This window comes from Actinosynnema mirum DSM 43827, from assembly GCF_000023245.1.
Taxonomy (GTDB): domain Bacteria; phylum Actinomycetota; class Actinomycetes; order Mycobacteriales; family Pseudonocardiaceae; genus Actinosynnema; species Actinosynnema mirum.
The window spans coordinates 6,380,974-6,397,957 of the sequence record NC_013093.1; the positions used below are offsets into that span (position 1 = coordinate 6,380,974).

Sequence of the window (16,984 nt, forward strand, 5' to 3'; positions counted from 1 at the left end):
CCCCATGTGAGGCCGGGACGCCATCGCTCCGCCGCTGCCCGAACGGCGTCGCCGAGTTCGATTCCCACCCGTCGATCATGCGCCCGGCCACACCCGCCGTCAAAGCATTTACCGGGGTCAGGAGATCAGGTAGGCGTTGCCCGCGAGCAGCGACTCCTGGCGCGGGATCAGCACCTCGGTCAGGCCCGGCGGGCTGAACGGGACCACCTGGCCGAGCACCCCGACCACCTGGGCGCCGGGCACCACCAGCTCGTCGCCGACCAGCTCGGAGGGCACCCGGTCGTGGACGCCCTGGGGCTGGTGCGCGTACTCGCCCGCGACCTGGAACGGTCCCCAGCCGAGCGCGGCGCCCTCCCGCGCGGACGCGATCAGGTCGCGGTCCGCCGGGCCCCAGTCGGCGCGGACCCGCAGGTCCCGCACGGCCAGGAAGGCCGTGGTCAGCAGCGGCCACCAGGACCGGGCGTTGTCGCCGCGCAGCCCCTGGGACAGCTCGCCCGGCCCCATGCCGGGCACCTCCCAGCCGGGCATCCCGAGCAGCAGGAACTGCAACCACGGGCGGTAGACGGCCACCGAGGTGAACTCGAAGGCGAGCTCCATCCCCTCGACCGGGGTGTCGGAGTGGAGGCGCTCGGCGCCCCGCGACCAGATGCCGTCGGCGATGCCGGTGTGCCACGCCCAGGCGTCGGCCTCGGCCTGGTTCGCCCGCCCGACGGCCTCGGCCCCGTACCGCGCGCTCCCCCACACGCCGCCGCCGACCGCCCAGTCCGCGGGGATCAGCTCGGACAGCCGCGTCGGCACCCCGTCCAGGTCCAGCTCGGCGCTCGCGAACCGCTCGCGGGCGTCGGCGAACGCGCGCGCGACCACGTTGCGCGTGGTGGTGGCCAGGGTCGCCAGCTCCTGCCTGATCTCCCGGCCGCCGTCCCGCTCCATCTGCAGGAACACCCGCCTGACCAGGTCGAACTCCTCCTCCGCGAGCTCGCCGTGCTGGCGGGCGTGGTTGTGCGCGGCGCGGGCGTTGTCGTGGTCGACGGCGTGCCGCAGGTAGGCGCGGTACGCCTCGGTGGGCACGGTGTGGGTGCGGCAGTCGGCGGAGGCGGGGTCGGCGACCTCCTCGGCGCGGTGCAGGGCGCGGTAGGCGCGCTCGTAGCGGGCCTCCTGGTCGTGGTCCGCCTCGCCGACCTGGAGCTCCGCGTCGACCACGAAGCCGTACACCTCCTCCAGGCGGTGGCCGGTGGAGGTGTAGGCGGTGTCGGCCTTCGGGACGTCGCCGAAGACGGAGGCGATGCGGCGGGCGGTCGCGGTGCCGCCCGCGCGGCGGGCGGGGGACCAGGCGTCGGTGAAGTCCTGCGGGCGGGCGGCCCAGCCGGGCAGGCCGAGGGACAGGATCGTGTTGCGCAGGTTGCGCGGCGGCTGGACGGCCGGGTTGTCGGAGGGCGCGGTGAACGCGTCGAACAGACCGCGGTTCACGGTGTACGCGGCCCGGTTGCTCTGTTGGGGGTCCACCCCCCAACGCTGTGCACCACCGGGCCACCCGGCCACCGCAGCGGGAGGTGGTCCACCCGTTGCGGTGACGGGGTGGTCCGGTGAATCCACCCGATCGTGTCCCGGTCTCCGGTGTGGAGACCGGGACGCGCGGTGGGTCACACTGGGACGGACACGAACGTCCTGCCGTCGAAGTCGCGCACCTCGACGGCGGCGACGTCCTCGGGGGCGATCAGGGCCGAGCCGTCCAGGGTGGTGCCGTCCTTCTCCCCTGCCTCGGAGACGAGCCAGCTGCCCGCGTCCTGCGTCGTGCCGTCCTTGGCCACGACGACGATGCGGCACTGCTCGCCCTTCGGGATGCCCGCGACCGAGGCGTTGACCCTGACCCAGCCCGCGGCGGGCCTGACCTGGACGGTCATCCGGGCACCGGTGGCCTGGTCGGCCCCGGCGCCGAGGCGGGTGCCGGACGGTGGCGCGGACGGGACGGGCGTGGGGGTCGAGAGGGCGGCGTCGTCGGTGGGGGCGGTGCCCCGGCCGACCGCGAAGCCGCCGCCGAGCACGACCGCGACGACCGCGGCGGCGGCCACGCCCGTGCCGACCCGCCTGCGCGAGGCGCGGACCTGGCGCTCCTGCCCGACCTGCCGCAGCGTGCGCCGCAGCAGCAGGTCGCCGCCGTCCGGTGGTCCGTCCAGCAGCGCCTCGGGCGGGACCTCGCCCAGCGCCTTCTCCATCGCCCTCAGCCCGTTCACCTCGTCGCGGCAGGTCGGGCAGGTCGCCAAGTGGGCTTCCACCTCGCGCACCTCCGCCTCCTCCAGCACTCCCAGCACGTGCGCGCCGAGCAGTTGCGGGACGCGGCTGCTGTCGTGAGTCCCGGTCATCCCGCCACCTCCTTCAGCGAGACCCCGGTGAAGGTCTCGCGCAGTGCTCTGAGCGCGTAGTGCGATCTCGACTTCACCGTTCCCGGCGGCACCCCGAGCGCCTCGGCGGCCTCGGTGACGCTGCGCCCCCGGAAGTAGATCTCCAGCAGGACGTCGCGGTGGTCCGAGGAGAGCTGGTGCAGCGCCTCCAGGACGACGACCGAGTCGACCACGGCCTCCGCGTGGTCGCGGGCGACCGGGGTGGTGCCGGGCGACTCCGCGACCTCCTGCGGTCGCGCGGCGCGGGCGCGGACCCGGTCGGTGATGATGTTGCGCGCGACCGTCAACAACCACCCGCGCACCGAACCCTTGCCGTTGACCAGCGCCTCGGGGTGCCGCCAAGCCCTGACGAGGGTCTCCTGGACGACGTCCTCAGCCGCCGCCCGATCACCGGTCAACCGCGTGGCGTACGCCAGCAACGCCCGACCGTGCTCCTCGTAGAGGGTCCTGATCAGGGCCTCGTCGGCCGCGGTCTCCCGTTTGCGGGACCACAGAGCCGCCATCCACCCACTCCTTCCACCAGCTCGTGCCCGTGAACACGGATGGGGGGAGGGAACGGTTCATTCGGGGGTGGGGTGTCAAGGGTTGGGGTGAGGAGTGGCACCCCGGTAGGTCCCCGGCGCCCTCAGCAGTCCCCCAGAGGTTCCCCAGCGGTCCCCAGCAGCCCCCGCCGCATCCGCGCCCCCCTTCCTCCCCACCACCGCCTCCCCCTCAACCGCACACCTCCCCCCTGTTCAAACACCCCCGGATCCGCTCCACAAGCCCCCCTGGCAACGCCGACACCAACATCGCGTGATCCGTCCGAGGGTCCCGCAACTGCTCCGGAAAGCTGTCGATCGCATAAGGCCGCCCCTCCGGCACCCGGTACACCACCCGCACCGTCAGCGCGGGCACCGGAAACGTCCCCGCCGGACACACCTGCCCACCCAGGGGGAACACCGCGTGCCCCCGGTGGTTCACGCTGTCCACGTTCCTCCCGTCCCAGCAGCTCGGGAACTCGAACGTGCGCTCCACCCCGCTCCCCGCCTCGCACCGCGGATACCGGTCCGTCACCCGGTCCACCCCCACGCACCCCCACCGCGCCCGCCCTCCCCCATTGGTGAACGCCGCCGGGTCACCCGTGATCAGGCGCAGTCCAGCGGGCATCCCCAGAACACGCCCCGCCGCATTCCCCCGGTAGGTCACCACCACCTCCTCCGGCGGCAGGACCTCCCCCGTATTCCCGTGCACACCCCCACCCGGCTGGTGCTCGTCGTGCCCCGTGGTGTCGGTCAGCCGCAGCACCGGCCAGTAGTACGCGGACCGGTCCTCGTGGGCGCAGGTCGTCGGGGACGCCGCCAGCGAGCTGTCCGTCGACGCGTAGTCCGTCGACTCGTTGCCGACGTACTCGTGCGTGTGGTGCGCGCCGTTCGGGCGGCCCGGTGAGATGACCACGTTGTCCGCGTTGAGGTGGCGCCCCTCGTTGCGACCGCAGGAGATCGTGAACGTCCCGGTCGACGCGTCCGCCGACACCACCGGCGCCGGTGGCACGCGTGGGGCCTCGTCGATGGGCAGGTAGCGGTCGTCCGTCGCGCAGGCGGCCAGCGTCAGGAGCAGCGCCAGCCCAAGGATGATCGCCCTCACGGGTGACTACCTTGCCGGCTCCCGGCACCCCGCCGACACGGGCTCGCCGTCGCTGCGGCCGTTCGGCCGGTGGTGGGAAAAACGGCCGCACCCCGCTAAATGCGGTGTCCCCCGACCGCCCCCTTAGTAGATTTGACCTGGTGGCGGCTGGTGGAGGTCCCCGGATGACGCTGCCGACCCGGCTCGTCCTCGGCGTGCTGCTCGAGGACGCCGACCGGCCCCGGTACGGGTTGGAGCTGTGCCGCACCACCGGGTTGCCCAGCGGCACCGTGCACCCCATCCTCGCCAGGCTCGAACTGCGCGGGTGGGTGTGCAGCGAGTGGGAGGAAGTCGACCCGCGCGAGCAGGGTCGGCCGCGCAGGCGCTACTACCGGCTGGTCCCCGACGCGGTCCCGGTGGCGCAGACCGCCGTCGCTCGGGCGCACCGGTCGCTGGAGCGGTTGCGGCGCAGCGCCGACGGGGCCTGACGGCGCCGCCCGGTCAGGGGCAGCCGACGCGGGCCCTGGACGCGCGCAGCAGGTGGCCGTACCAGGCGACCAGCGGCCCGGTCCGGCTGTCGGTCAGGTGCTCCCAGGTGCGCGCGCACAGCTCCCGGTACGGGGCCGGGTCCCAGGTCGCGGCCAGCTCGGCCAGCGGGCGGTCCACGAGGGAGCCCAGGGCGTAGCGGCGGTCGAAGCCGTGGGCCGCCGGGACGACCGCGCCGTTCGCCTCCACCACCAGCGGGGTCAGCCAGGCGCCCAGGGCGCCCGTGGCGTTCGCCGCCGTGAACGACGCGCGGTCGCGCAGCAGGGCGGTTCGGGGGACGGCGTCGAGCTGGACCGCGAGGCCGTGCTCCGCCGCGACCCTGCCCAGCTCCACCGCCGCGTAGGCCAGCTCCACCGCGCCGGGGCGTTCGAGCAGCAGGCGGCGGCCCGCGCCCTCCGGTTCCAGCGGGCGGACCTGGAGCAGGAGCGCGCCCGCCGCCGCGACCTGGTCCGCCACCTCGCCCAGCTTGGTCGTGCCCGACTTGGTCAGGGTGGTCACCACGCCCACCGGGACGCCCGCCTCGGTGAGCCTGCGGACGCCCGCCAGCGCGCGCTCGTGGGCGCCCGGTTCGCCGCGCAGGCGGTCGTGGTCGGCCCTGGTCCCGTCGACCGACACGGCCACCAGGTCGACCTCGCGCAGCAGCGCGATCCGGCGCGGGGACAGGGAGAGCCCGTTGGTGGTCACGATCGTGCGCATCCCGGCGTCGCGCGCGGCGCCCACCAGCGCCCGCAGCTCCGGGTACAGGAGCGGTTCGCCGCCGGAGACGTTCAGGACGTCGTAGCCGAGGGTCGCGGCGGCGCGGACGGCCGGTCCGAGGACTCCGATCGGCAAGGACTCGGCGACGTCCGGACCGGAGCTGGAGTAGCAGTGCAGGCACCGCAGGGTGCACAACCGGGTCGGGTGAACTTGGAACACGGAGCGTCCACCAACCTGAGCCATGTCGCCGCCCTCCTGTCGCAACCCCTCTCCGTACGGAGCACTGATCAAGGGCGCTGATACATGTCCGGTAACCGGGATTCGCGGCTGATTCCTCCCAACGTGGGAACGGGTCGAAGCTGTGAAACGGTCCTCGGCAGGCTCGCGACAACCTGTACGAGGTCGACCCCCACACGTCCGTCGGCCTCGTCCGGGAGGGCAGATGCGCCGCCAGTTCGTCGTGTCCGGGGACGCCGCCGCCGAGGCGCGGCGCCGGGTGCTGCGCGAGCTGCACGACGGGGTCGGGCCCTCGCTGGCCGCGATCGCGTTGGGCCTGCGCGCGGCGCGCGAGCTGCTGCCGCGCGACGCCGCCGCGGCGGGCAGGTTGCTGGTGGCGCTGGAGGAGGAGGCGCACGGCGCGGTCGCCGAGGTGCGCAGGCTCGCCGCCGACGCGCAGCACCCGCCGGTGCTGGCGCGGCTGGGGCTGGTGGGGGCGGTGCGGGCGCACGCGGGGGCGCTGGCCGGGCGGCACCCGGTGGTGGTGGAGGTGGAGGTCGTCGGGGAGCTGCCCGAGCTGGGGGCGGACGTCGAGGTCGCCGCCTACCGGATCGTGTGCGAGGCGCTGACGAACGTGGTGCGGCACGCGGGCGCCCGGCGCTGCGCGGTGTGGCTGCGGTTCACCGACCGGCTGCGGGTCGAGGTCGTGGACGACGGGGTCGGCCTGCCGCGCGAGGCGGGAGCAGCGGGCGAGGTGGCGCCTGCGGGCGTGGGGCTGCGGTCGATGCGGGAGCGGGCGCGCGAGGTGGGCGGCACGTGGGCCGCCGAGGTCCCCGAGCGGGGTGGCACGCGCATCGCGGTCGAGCTGCCCGTGGGCGGGTGAGCGCGGTGCGACCGCTGCGGGTGCTGGTGGTGGACGACCACCCGATGTTCCGGTTCGGGCTGTCGGCGGTGCTGGCGTCCTCACCGGAGATCACCGTGGTCGGCGAGGCGTCGGGCGGCGGGATGGGCGTCGAGCTGGCGGCGGCGCTGCGGCCGGACGTGGTCGTGATGGACCTGAACATGCCGGACCTGGGCGGGGTGGAGGCGACGCGGCGCGTCGTGGCCGAGCACCCCGGCGCGCGGGTCCTGGTGCTGACGATGTTCGACGACGACGACTCGGTGTTCGCGGCGATGCGCGCGGGCGCGCTCGGCTACCTGCTGAAGGCCTCGCAGCCGCAGCAGATCGTGCGGGCGGTGCGGGCGGTGTCCGAGGGCGAGGCGATCTTCAGCCCGGCGATCGCGGGCCGGTTGCTGGCGTACTTCGGCGCACCCGCGCAGCCGCGTCCCGAGACGTTCCCGGAGCTGACGTCGCGGGAGCGCGAGGTGCTGCGGCTGATGGCAGGCGGCGAGGGCAACGGGGCGATCGCGCGGGGGCTGGTGCTGAGCCCGAAGACGGTGCGCAACCACGTGTCGAACATCCTGCGGAAGCTGCACGTGGCCGACCGGGCGGAAGCGGTGGCGCGGGCCCGCGAGGCCGGGATGGGACAACGATGAGAGCGCTCTCACACGGCAGGAGCCCGGCCGGGGGACGCGGTGTCCCAGTGCCGCGGACCGACGGCGTGGAGCGCGGGCTCGTGGGTAGAAGTGCTTGCAGGACAACGATCAAGACCGGAGAGCAGCACGCCGGGGAGCACGGTGCGGAGTGCCTGGAAAGCGCTGTCCGCACCTCGGGCCGGGACAGTTCGGGACGGGGCGCCCATGGCGTCGGGACACCCCGGCTCGGGACGATTCGACGGGGCACACACGGGGCACGGCAATCCGGTTGGAGCGCGACATGATCGTGGAGCAGCAGCAGTTGTCGGTCGTCCTGCACGCGACCGACTCGATCACGAGAGCCGGGGTGACGGCGGCGCTGCGGGCGCGGCCGGAGGTCAGGCTCGTCGATCCCGAGGACAGCGCTCGGGGAGAGGCCCAGGTGGCGCTGGTCGTCCTGGAGCGGTTGGACTCGGACGCGCAGCAGCTGCTGCGCAGGCTCCAGGTGGGCGAGGGCCCCGGCATCGTGCTGGTGGCCGGGGACGTGGCGGACTCGGACCTGCTGAACGCCGTCAGCAGCGGGGTGTCCGCGGTGGTGCGCCGCTCGGAGGCGACGCCGGAGACGCTGGTGCGGCTGCTGAAGGCGACCGCCGCCGGTGAGGGCGCGCTCCCGCCGGACCTGCTCGGGAAGCTGCTGAACCGGGTGTCCCGCTTGCAGCGCAACGTCCTGCACCCCAACGGCTGGACGATGGCGGGCATGTCGAACCGGGAGACCGAGGTGCTGCGGCTGATTGCCGACGGGTACGAGACGCGGGAGATCGCCGAGCGGCTGTGCTACTCGCAGCGGACGGTCAAGTCCATCCTGCACGACATCACCAACCGGTTCGGCCTGCGCAACCGGGCGCACGCGGTGGCCTACGCGCTGCGCGAGGGCCTGATCTAGGACCGCTCCCCCGCCCCTCTCGGAGGTTCGGCCGCGAGGCGCGGGAAACGGGGCGCCGCCTCGGCTCCGGGAAACCGGTGCTCGGGCGGCGCCCCGTTCACGTCAGCCCTCGACGCGCCCGGAGAACGAGACCGAGGGGGTGCAGTTGCCGCGCTCGGCCGGGTTCTGGCAGCTCACCGACAGGACCAGCTTCTCGCCCGGCTTGAACCGCAGCGGCTGCACGTAGTGGTAGTCCTGGTCCCGGAAGTTCGCCAGGCCCAGCACCAGCAGCGTGCTGCGGGCCCCGTTGGACTCGCGCAGCAGCCGGACGGTCCCGGCGTCGCCGCGCGGGTTCTGCACGATCAGGTCGGTGATCGCCAGGGTCTTCTTGTCGTCCTTGGGCGTGTGGGTGAAGTCGGAGAACCGGCTCGCGTCGCCGGTGATCGGCGAGTCCGCGGCCACCCGGAAGTCGGTGGGCTCGGCGGGCGGCGGGGCCTGGGCGGTGGAGCGCTGCGGCAGCGCGACGGCCGCGTCGCCGCCGGAGGAGCTGCCGGGCGCGAGCACGGTGCTCGGGTCGATCCCGACCGCTTCCAGGACCTTCTCGGAGTTCTGCTTGGCCTCGTCCGCCCCGGCCTGCGCGGCGGCGGCGCCCGCCTGCGCCTCCTGGGCGACGGCCTTGACCTCCTCGGCCTGCTTCTCGGCCGCCTCGCGGGCGGCGGAGCTGACCATCGGCTTGAGCAGGGTGAACCACAGGGTGGCGAGCAGCAGCGCGAGGGCGAGCAGGGCGGCGAGCGCGGGCAGCAGCCACCTCGGCAGCACCTGCCGCTGCACCAGCACGCCGTCCACGGCGATCTTGTCGCCCTCGGCGGGCACGACGTCGACCCGGAACGGGCGGCGCACCGGCTGGCCGCGCAGGAACGTGTCGTGCGGCTTGACCAGGACCTTGGCGAACGCGGTCGTGCCGGGCGGCAGGACGAGCTCGCGCGGGGTGGCGGTCAGGACCAGCTCGTCCTCGGGGTCGAGCGGTTCGACCCGCAGCGCGAGCGGGGCGTTGCCGGTGTTGTCGACGGCGACCTCGTAGCGGGCCCGCCGGGCGCCCTCCTTCTTGGTGGGCACCAGCTCGGCGTGCAGCGCGGTGAACGCGCCGACCTCGACGGTCCCCTCCTCCACGACCGACCCGTACGGGTCCTCGCGGGAGGTGACGCGCACGCCGAACGGCCGGACGCCCGCGTGGACGGCGGAGCTGCGCGGCGGGGTGAAGCGGACGACGACCTCGGCGGTCTGGTCGGGGACCAGGTTGACCTCGGCCGGTTCGGCGACGGCCCACTCCGCGGTGTCGCCGACGACGTCGACGGTGAACTGGTCGACCAGCCCGCCGGTGTTGCGCACGACGACCGTGCACTCGACCTGCTGGCCGGGTTCTGCGGACAGCGCGGGGGCTGACAGCGTGGCGGTGGCACCCATGGGGGCAATCCTCCGTGGACTGGGCGGGTGGGGGCAGGGGTCTTCGGGCGGGGGGCGGTGCGGGCCGGGCTGCCCGTGCGGGCGGCCCGGCGGGCGTCCCCCCGGCTGGTCAGCCCCGGAACACGAAGTCCGGTGGCTGCACGGTCCTGGGCACCACCAGGAACGGGTTCGAGGCGACCTGGCCGAACCGGGGTCCGGTCAGCGGCGCGGCGAGCACGTCCCTGGGGCCGAGGCGGTCGCGCGGGAACACCAGGAGCTGGGCGTCGACGCCGCCGTCGCCGCCCACGCGGGCGGTGGCGGGTTCCTGGGTGACGCCCGCGCTCCAGGCGAGCCGGACCTCGGCGCCCGGCGGGAAGTCGACGCCGACGACGCGGGCGACGAAGCCGGGCGGGCCGATGGGCGGGTCGACGGTGAGCCGGGGTTGGCGCACGGACACCTCGACGGCGGCGGTGTTGTCGACGACGTCGGAGTCCGGGCCGGTGGTGAACACCGAGCCGCCGGCGGGGCCCCTGGTGGCCGCCCTGGCGGGCAGGGTGAGGCGGACCTCGGCGAGCTGGCCGGGATGGAGGGTGCCGAGGGCGCACTCCTCGCCGTCCGCGGTGCAGCCGGGGCCCGCGGAGGTGGGGGCGCCGAGCTCGGGCGGCAGGGCGGTGACGAGGCGGACGTCGGTCATCGGCTCCGGGGAGCCGTTGCGCATCCGGTAGGAGAGCACGACGTCCTGGCCGCCGACGTAGCTGTCCGGGGGAACGGCGGCGACGGCCAGCGACAGGGAGCCGGGGTTGGCTGGCGGGACGACCTCCTCGGCGACGGTGACCTTCGCGCGGGCGGTGTTGTCGCCGGGGTTGATGTCGACCGGGGCGGTGGCGGTGGCGGTCTGCTCACCGGCGGTGGTGGCGGTGGCCTGGACGCGGATCTCGGCCCGCTGGCCCCTGGCGAGGCCGCCGAGGGTGCAGCGGGTGGCGTCGGGTCGGCAGCTGCCGCTGGTGGTGAGGACCTCGTCGACCTCGAGGCCGGGCGGCAGGTCCAGGGTGATCGGGGCGCCGGGGGCGGTGACGAGGCCGGTGCTGGTGATCGTGAACAGGTACTCGGCGCCGCCGCCGAACACGACGTCCGGCGGGGACGCGCTCGCGGTGACGGCCAGGTCGGGCAGGCGGCGGGTGGTGGGGTGGGCGGCGCCGTCGGCGCGGCTGACCAGCGTGACCGGGTCGCCGCCGTTCGGGGGGACGGACCAGATCGCGCGGCGGCCGTCGTCGTCGCCGTCGAACAGGATCGCGGCGGCGTCGGGGGTCCACTCGGGGTGGTTCGGGCCGGTGGCGCTGACGATCCTGGTGGCGGAGGTGCCGTCCGCGTTGGCGGTGCACAGGTGCTCGGCGCGGTGGGCGTAGGCGAGGCGCTGGCCGTCCGGGGACCAGGCGGGGGCCGTGCCGTCGTTCGCGCAGGGCTCGTTCACCTTGGCGGTGAAGGGGATCTGGCGGGTGGAGCGGAGGGTGTCCTGGTCGACGGCGCTGAACCAGATGCCGGTGCCCTGACCGGTGCCGGGGCCCTGGACGGCCAGCGGGGCGGTGGCGGAGCCGGTGCGGCCCGAGGCGTCGGTGGCGGTGCAGGTGACGGTGGTGAAGCCGACCGGGTAGCGGGCGCCGGGGGTCTGGTCGCAGCCGGGGGTGAGCGGGGCGCCGGTCGCGTCGGTGGCGGTGGCGGTGAAGGTCGCGGGGGCGGGCTGGCCGTCGGGGCTGGTCACGACCGCGCCGCTGACGACGACCGTGGGGGCGCCGGGGGTCTGGGCGGTGGCGGTGAGGTGCTGGGTGCGGCGGGGTTCGGGGAGCTGGCCGTTGAACAGGAAGTCGACCTGGCAGGTGGCGGTCGTGCCGGGGCGGATGTCGGCGGGGAGCTTGACGGTCTCGGCGAAGGACACCTGCCCGCCGCCGCGCTGGGTGAGGCCGGGCGGGTCGAACCCGACGGTCGCGCCGTGGTCGCAGGAGTGCTGCGGGGTGACGGTGACCGGCAGGTCCCGGATGCCCGCGGCGATGGCGTCGGCGGTCGCGTCGGGCGGGATGCTCCCGTCGATCAGGAGGCCGTCGGTGGCGTTGGCGATGTCGGTGGCGTGGCCGCCCGCGTCGAGCGAGGACGGGGTGCCGAGCGGGATCGCGAGCACCTGCGCGCCGGCGCCGGTCAGCGCGGAGACGACCTGGTCGCGGGTGGGGTACCGGGGGCAGTAGGCCGCTGCGGGGTTGTCGCAGTCGAAGTGCGGCGGCGCGTCGCCGAGGAGCACCACGATGCGGCTGCCGTCGCGGGTGAAGACGGTGGGATCGGTGGCCAGCTGGCGCAGGCCGTTGAACCAGTCCTCGGGACCGTCGCCGCCGCCGCCCGCGGTGACCGAGTTCAGCTGGGTCTGGAAGGCGGAGAGGTCGGCGGTGGGGCGCTGCCGCAGCTCGTAGTGCTCGGGCTCGTCGATGTCGCGGTAGGTGGCCAGGCCGTAGCGCGCCTGCGGCTGGAGCTGGGAGATCCGGGCGAGGACGCCGGTCAGCTTGGCCTTGGCGTCCTGGATGTAGCCGCCCATCGAGCCGGTGTTGTCCAGCAGGAACACGATGTCCGGGTTGTTCGGGACCTCGTCGGTCGTCAGGCTCACCCCGGTCCGGTAGTCGCCGCCGGGGCTCGTGCCGCCCACCACCGCGTACGGACCGGTGCTCGGGGTCTCCTGGCCGTCGATCCGCCTGGTGAACGCGATGGTCGTGCCGTCCGGGGACCAGGCGGGCTCGCTGTCGCGGGCGGACAGGGTCGGCGGCGCGGGGACGTCGGCGAGCACCGCGCCGTCCGCGACGCGCAGGACGCGGATGCCCGCCTCGGTGGTGACGGCGAGCTTCGTGCCGTCCGGGGACCAGGTCGGCTCGGCCCCGCCGATCCCAGGGTTGAGCACCCTCGGGGAGGTGCCGTCCGCGTTGGCCACGACCAGGCCGGCGAAGCCGGTGACCGGCGGGCCCGGCGCGGGGGACGGGGTCGCCGAGGACGGGGTCGCCGAGCTCGGGGGAGCCTCGACGCCCCACTGGACGTAGGCGATCCGCGTGCCGTCCGGGGAGTACGCGGGCTGCGCCTCCCCGCGGTCCGGGCCGCTGAGGGCGCGCTGGTCCTCGCCCCGCGCGTTGGCGCTGTGCACGTCGTCCCCGCCCTCGTACCCCACCAGGTAGGGGGAGAGGGGGTGGTCCTGCGCGGTGGCCTGCGGCGCCCGGTCGGCGAGCAGGAAGCCGCCCAGCAGCACCGCCAGCGCCAGGGAGGCGGCGGGTCTGCCCACTCGTCCGATCACCGGTCGGTCCACCGGGCGCGCTCCTCAGGTCGTGGTTCCGGGGCTTACTTCTGGGCGAAGAACTCGATCTCCGAGATGGCGACGTCGGAGCCGGACAGCGAGCGGTGCAGGCCGGTCACGTGCACCTCGACGCGGTCGGCGCCCTCGCTGTTCGCGAGCGCGACCTCCTGCGGGTCGGGGGTGTCGGCGAGGTCGACGTCGTGCGTCCTGCCGGTGGAGTAGACGAGGTGCAGGCGCTGCGGGCGGTGCGCGGACTGGAAGTCGGCGCCGACGCCCGACCGCACGATCGCCTTGGCGAGGTCGACCCGCTTGCCGAAGTCCAGGACCAGCGCGGGCTGCGGGTCGGCGGGGGCGGCCCAGTGCGTGTTGGAGGCGTTGTCGGCGACCAGCGCGGCCGGGTGGTCGGGCAGCTCGGCGGTGGCGCTGACGGCGGTGGGGCGCACCGGTTCGAGCTTCGCGTCGAACACGCCGCGCACGTCCTCGACGGTCCCGGTGACGGCGCCGTTCACGGTGGAGCGGAACGGGTCGACCAGCCAGTACAGGGCGCCGAGCAGCAGCACGGCGACCAGCAGCACGAGCTGCACGGCCCGGCCGACGCCCTTGCGGACGGCGCCGCCGCGCCGCGCCCGGTTGCGGGTGCCCGCCGCGACGGTCCTGTCCTTGCGGGGGAACAGCCTGCGCCACCAGGTCGTCTCGACGACGGTCGCGGCGGCCAGCGAGTCGCCGCAGGTGGAGCAGAAGTTGCGGGTGGGCGGGTTGCTATCGCCGCACCGGCCGCAGATCAGGTCGCCGGGCTGGGCCTGGCGGCGCTCGGTGAGCTTGGGCTGCGGCCGGGCGGGCGCGGGCTGCTGCGCGCCGGGCTGGACGGCGGCGGGCTGGACGGGCGCGGGCTGAGCGGGCGTCGCGGCGGGCGCGGGGCCCGCGACCGGGGTCGACCTGCCCTCCTGCGCCGGAACCTGGTGCGCCGCAACCGCTTGCGCCCCCGATGCCTGCACTCCCGGCGGCTGCGCCCCCGACGACTGCCCCGCCGTCACCTGCTGAGCCGCGCCCGCAGACCCCTGCGCCGCCCCGACCGGTTCCTTCTCCCACTCCAGGAAGGTCCCGCAGGCGCCGCAGAACTCGGCCCCACCAACGTTGTGCTCTCCGCACTGCGCGCAGACGATCACTGCCCCACCACTTCCACCTCGACCGCGACGTGCGCGGGAACCGCCCCCGCCACGGCCGAGGCCAGCCGGGTCCGGTCAACGGATTCGGGATCGGCCACCCGCACCACCACGCGGACCGACGGCGGTCCGGTCTCGGGCAGCGGTTGGCCGGGTTGGCCGGTGGAGGTGCAGGCGCCGCTGTCGACGACCTCCACCTCACCGCCGGAGAGCAGCCGGACGTGCTCGACCAGGCCGCGCCGGGTGCCGCGCCGGCGGTGCAGCCGCACCGCCGACGCGACCAGGTCCCGGCGCTGCGCGGGCGTCCACCCCTCGCCGACGTCCAGCGCGACCCAGTGCGCCAGCAGCTCCAGGAAGTCCTCGGGCGCGGTGCGCGGGTCCAGGTAGGCGGCGAAGCCGTCCAGCGCGGTGAACACCGGGGCGAGCACCTCGTCGAGCGCCTCGGTGAACCGCTGGGTGAAGCCGTCCTCGGTGTAGACGGCGGGGAGCCGCTCGCCCAGCGGGTGCGGGCTGGGCAGGGTGAGCGCGCCGAGCCTCATCGGGCCACCCGCACCTGGTGGCCGTAGGAGAACGCGAGGCCGTTGGGCGGCAGGTCCAGGCGCGGGACGGCGGTGCCGCGCTCGCCGGTGACCGGGTTCGCGCCGAACAGCCGGATGTCCTCCACCAGCTCGACGCCGGGAAGTCGTTGCAGCACCGCGAAGACCTCGCCGGACTGCACGGGCCTGCCGAACGGCCAACCGCCGCCGTCGGGTCCGCCGCTGATCGGGTTGAAGTAGTCGTAGAGGCCCTGCACGGCGCGCGAGCGCAGCACGTCCTCGGGGGTCCCGGCGCGGGCGCGCAGCTGCGCGACGACCGTGACGCCCTGGTAGAAGGGCGGTTCGACGGAGACGCGCGCGCCGACGCAGCGCCGCTCGTCCAGGAACCGCTCGATGCGGCCCCGCACCTCGGCGTCCGGTTGCAGGGCGGCGAAGTCCGCGCCCTCGTCGGCGTGCACGGCGGGCACCACGAGCACCCGCACCGCGTCCGACCCGGCGCCCGCCGGGACGCAGCGCACGCGGGCGATCTCGGGCGCGGCCTCGCGGGTGAGCAGCTCGTAGTCCTCGGCGGTGACGGCCCGGTCGCGGGTGCGCAGCAGCAGCGGGCCGCGCTGGGCGGCGTCGGTGACGCTCTCCCCCGCCACGCCGCCCGCGGCGGGCCTGCGGTTGGTGGCGGAGCTGACGAACGGCACCGGGTCGCGCTGCACGCGCAGCATCCCGCGCGCGACGTTGCCGCGCAGGCCGCCGCCGGTGCGGTACTCGGGGACGCGGATCGCGGCGGACTTGACCGGCACCGCGCCGTGGTTGCGCACCGAGCCGTCGGGCTGCCGCACCGCCGGTCCGAAGATCAGCTCGCCGCCGACGCGGTCGAGCACGACGTGCCGGTCGGCGGGGCCGGACTCGGCGAACGAGCGCACCTCGTGCCAGTCCTGCCAGCCGTCGGCGGTGGCGACCTGCACGCGCAGGTCCCCGTCGCCGACGACGACGGGGGTGCGGGCGAGCTGGAACCGCTGGCCGGGCACGCCCTCGGAGACGCCGACGACCTCGCCGGTGACCACGTCGGCGTGGGTGGCGGAGGTGGTGCCGCCGACGGTGGCGGCGGTGGCGGACAGCAGCCTCGGGGACCGGTGGTAGAAGGGCAGGTCCGGCTCGGGGCGCACGGCGCGGCAGCGCAGCCACCCGGCGCGCTGCCGGGCGATCACGGAGGCGGTGTGGCCCGCCGGGACGTGCAGGACGACGTCGCCGGGCTGGTTGAAGCCGCCGGTGCTGTCCCGCTCGACCTCGGCCGGGGTCCAGGCCTCGCCGTCCCACGCCTCCCACGTCCACGGCGGGAAGCGCGGGTCGACGCCGCGCCCCTCGGCGCGGCACTCCAGGCGCAGCAGCACGGCGCAGCCGGGGACGGCGTCGGTGAGGCCGAACAGCACCGCGTCGCCCTCGGTCGGCTCGGTGGCGAACACCTCGGGGTCCTTGCCGTCGCGCAGGTCGTCGGTGCGGTCGACCGGGGGCGCGTCGGCCGCCGAGGTGGCCAGCGCGGCGAGGGTGGCGGGCACGACGACGAGGTCGCGGTCGACGGTGAACACCACCGGTTCCTCGATCTCGGTGCGCTCGGTGGCGACCTGCGCCCCGGCCGGGACCACGACGGGGGTCTCGCGCGGCGCGGACAGCCAGAACGTCACGTCGGCGCGGGCGGCGGCGGGCGGGAACAGGGTGACGCCGATGAGGTCCAGGAACCGCAGGTAGTGCAGGTCGGGGACGCGGTTGAGCCGGTAGAGCAGCTCGTCGGTCATGTGCGCGAACGCCTCGATCAGCGTGACGCCGGGGTCGGACACGTTGTGGTCCGTCCACTCCGGGCAGTGCTGCTGGACGCGGCGCTTGGCCTCGTCGACCAGGTCCTGGAAGCGGCGGTCGTCCAGGTTGGGGCTGGGCAGCGGCATCAGGCACCGTCCTCGGCGTCGTGGGGCGGGATGACGTAGAACGGGAAGACCAGGTTGCGCGGGTCGTTCGTGCCGCGCGTGGTGTAGCGGATGTCGATGAGCAGGGTTCCGCTGCCCACCTCGTCGAAGCTCACCGAGACGTCCTCCAGGGTGATGCGGGGTTCCCAGCGCTCCAGGGCGGTGCGGACCTCGTAGGCGATGCGCCCGGCGGTGGCCGAGTCGGCGGGGGCGAACACCAGGTCGTGGATGGCGCAGCCGAACTCGGGGCGCATGGGGCGCTCGCCGGGGGCGGTGGCCAGGATCAGGCGGATGCTCTCGACGATCTCGCGGGAGCCGCTGACCAGGGCGACGGAGCCGGTGGCGTCGGTGTGCACGGGGAACGCGAGTCCCCTGCCGATGAAGTCCACGGTCAGCCTCCGATCACGACGGTGGGGCAGCCCATGACGATGGGCGCGCCGCACGAGGCCAGGTCGCCGAGCCGGGCGGCGGGTTTGCCGCCCAGGAGCACGGTGGGGCAGCCGGGCGGCAGGATGGGCGTCGGCGGGTGCGGTGGCACGCCGGGGAACGCGCAGGTGTGCAGCCCGCCCACGGTGGCGGCGGGCACTCCGCCGATCAGCACCGTGGGCACGCCGGGCGGCGCGACGGTGCCGGGGTGGCCGGTCGGGTCCCCGACCCTGGCCGCTGGTGGCATGA

16 protein-coding genes are annotated in these 16,984 nt (G+C 75.1%); 4 read left to right on the top strand and 12 right to left on the bottom strand.

Going from position 1 to position 16,984, the window contains the following annotated elements:
* Positions 1-117 precede the first annotated feature (117 nt).
* From AMIR_RS26605 to AMIR_RS26620, 4 genes are all read right to left on the bottom strand, one after another.
* Positions 118-1,503, bottom strand: coding sequence for a hypothetical protein (locus AMIR_RS26605; protein ID WP_015804072.1), 1,386 nt, complete (start codon positions 1,501-1,503; stop codon positions 118-120).
* A 137-nt stretch (positions 1,504-1,640) separates the two neighbouring features.
* Entirely contained in the window at positions 1,641-2,360 is a 720-nt protein-coding gene (locus AMIR_RS26610; protein WP_015804073.1) for a zf-HC2 domain-containing protein, read from the bottom strand.
* Entirely contained in the window at positions 2,357-2,902 is a 546-nt protein-coding gene (locus AMIR_RS26615; RefSeq protein ID WP_015804074.1) for a sigma-70 family RNA polymerase sigma factor, read from the bottom strand. Before AMIR_RS26615 ends, AMIR_RS26610 begins: the two co-directional genes overlap by 4 nt.
* Before the next feature lie 208 nt (positions 2,903-3,110).
* On the bottom strand, positions 3,111-4,022 hold the full coding sequence (locus AMIR_RS26620; protein ID WP_015804075.1) for a DUF1996 domain-containing protein: 912 nt from the start codon (positions 4,020-4,022) through the stop codon (positions 3,111-3,113).
* A 164-nt stretch (positions 4,023-4,186) separates the two neighbouring features.
* Between AMIR_RS26620 and AMIR_RS26625 the strand changes: the two genes are divergently transcribed.
* On the top strand, positions 4,187-4,489 hold the full coding sequence (locus AMIR_RS26625; RefSeq protein WP_015804076.1) for a PadR family transcriptional regulator: 303 nt from the start codon (positions 4,187-4,189) through the stop codon (positions 4,487-4,489).
* 13 nt (positions 4,490-4,502) lie between these two features.
* Here the strand turns inward: AMIR_RS26625 and AMIR_RS26630 are convergent, their stop codons facing one another.
* Complete coding sequence (locus tag AMIR_RS26630) at positions 4,503-5,462, bottom strand: radical SAM protein (protein ID WP_240438701.1); 960 nt, start codon at positions 5,460-5,462, stop codon at positions 4,503-4,505.
* Between the two features lie 223 nt (positions 5,463-5,685).
* Here AMIR_RS26630 and AMIR_RS26635 point away from each other — a divergent pair, with 223 nt between their 5' ends.
* The 3 genes from AMIR_RS26635 to AMIR_RS26645 all read left to right on the top strand — a co-directional run bounded on the left by AMIR_RS26635 (position 5,686) and on the right by AMIR_RS26645 (position 7,917).
* On the top strand, positions 5,686-6,342 hold the full coding sequence (locus AMIR_RS26635) for a sensor histidine kinase (protein ID WP_015804078.1): 657 nt from the start codon (positions 5,686-5,688) through the stop codon (positions 6,340-6,342).
* Between the two features lie 5 nt (positions 6,343-6,347).
* Positions 6,348-6,995 carry a response regulator gene (locus tag AMIR_RS26640; RefSeq protein WP_118948485.1) on the top strand — a complete coding sequence of 216 codons (648 nt, stop codon included), beginning with the start codon at positions 6,348-6,350 and terminating at the stop codon, positions 6,993-6,995.
* A gap of 280 nt (positions 6,996-7,275) precedes the next feature.
* Positions 7,276-7,917 (top strand): response regulator transcription factor, encoded by a 642-nt coding sequence (locus tag AMIR_RS26645; RefSeq protein WP_015804080.1) that lies wholly within the window; start codon positions 7,276-7,278, stop codon positions 7,915-7,917.
* 102 nt (positions 7,918-8,019) lie between these two features.
* On the opposite strand, the gene AMIR_RS26650 is transcribed toward AMIR_RS26645, so the two are convergent.
* The 7 genes from AMIR_RS26650 to AMIR_RS26680 form a co-directional block, all read right to left on the bottom strand.
* Positions 8,020-9,360 carry a COG1470 family protein gene (locus tag AMIR_RS26650; protein WP_015804081.1) on the bottom strand — a complete coding sequence of 447 codons (1,341 nt, stop codon included), beginning with the start codon at positions 9,358-9,360 and terminating at the stop codon, positions 8,020-8,022.
* A 109-nt stretch (positions 9,361-9,469) separates the two neighbouring features.
* On the bottom strand, positions 9,470-12,658 hold the full coding sequence (locus AMIR_RS42930; RefSeq protein ID WP_187313448.1) for a VWA domain-containing protein: 3,189 nt from the start codon (positions 12,656-12,658) through the stop codon (positions 9,470-9,472).
* A 44-nt stretch (positions 12,659-12,702) separates the two neighbouring features.
* Complete coding sequence (locus tag AMIR_RS26660; protein WP_015804083.1) at positions 12,703-13,824, bottom strand: zinc ribbon domain-containing protein; 1,122 nt, start codon at positions 13,822-13,824, stop codon at positions 12,703-12,705.
* Entirely contained in the window at positions 13,821-14,360 is a 540-nt protein-coding gene (locus AMIR_RS26665; RefSeq protein ID WP_015804084.1) for a phage tail protein, read from the bottom strand. Before AMIR_RS26665 ends, AMIR_RS26660 begins: the two co-directional genes overlap by 4 nt.
* The gene (locus AMIR_RS26670; RefSeq protein WP_015804085.1) at positions 14,357-16,291 is read right to left on the bottom strand and encodes a putative baseplate assembly protein; all 1,935 of its coding nucleotides are present in this window, start codon (positions 16,289-16,291) and stop codon (positions 14,357-14,359) included. The genes AMIR_RS26665 and AMIR_RS26670 overlap by 4 nt, the downstream gene beginning before the upstream one ends.
* Positions 16,291-16,698, bottom strand: coding sequence for a GPW/gp25 family protein (locus AMIR_RS26675; protein WP_015804086.1), 408 nt, complete (start codon positions 16,696-16,698; stop codon positions 16,291-16,293). Before AMIR_RS26675 ends, AMIR_RS26670 begins: the two co-directional genes overlap by 1 nt.
* A gap of 2 nt (positions 16,699-16,700) precedes the next feature.
* Positions 16,701-16,982, bottom strand: coding sequence for a PAAR domain-containing protein (locus AMIR_RS26680; protein WP_015804087.1), 282 nt, complete (start codon positions 16,980-16,982; stop codon positions 16,701-16,703).
* Between the last annotated feature and the right edge of the window lie 2 nt (positions 16,983-16,984).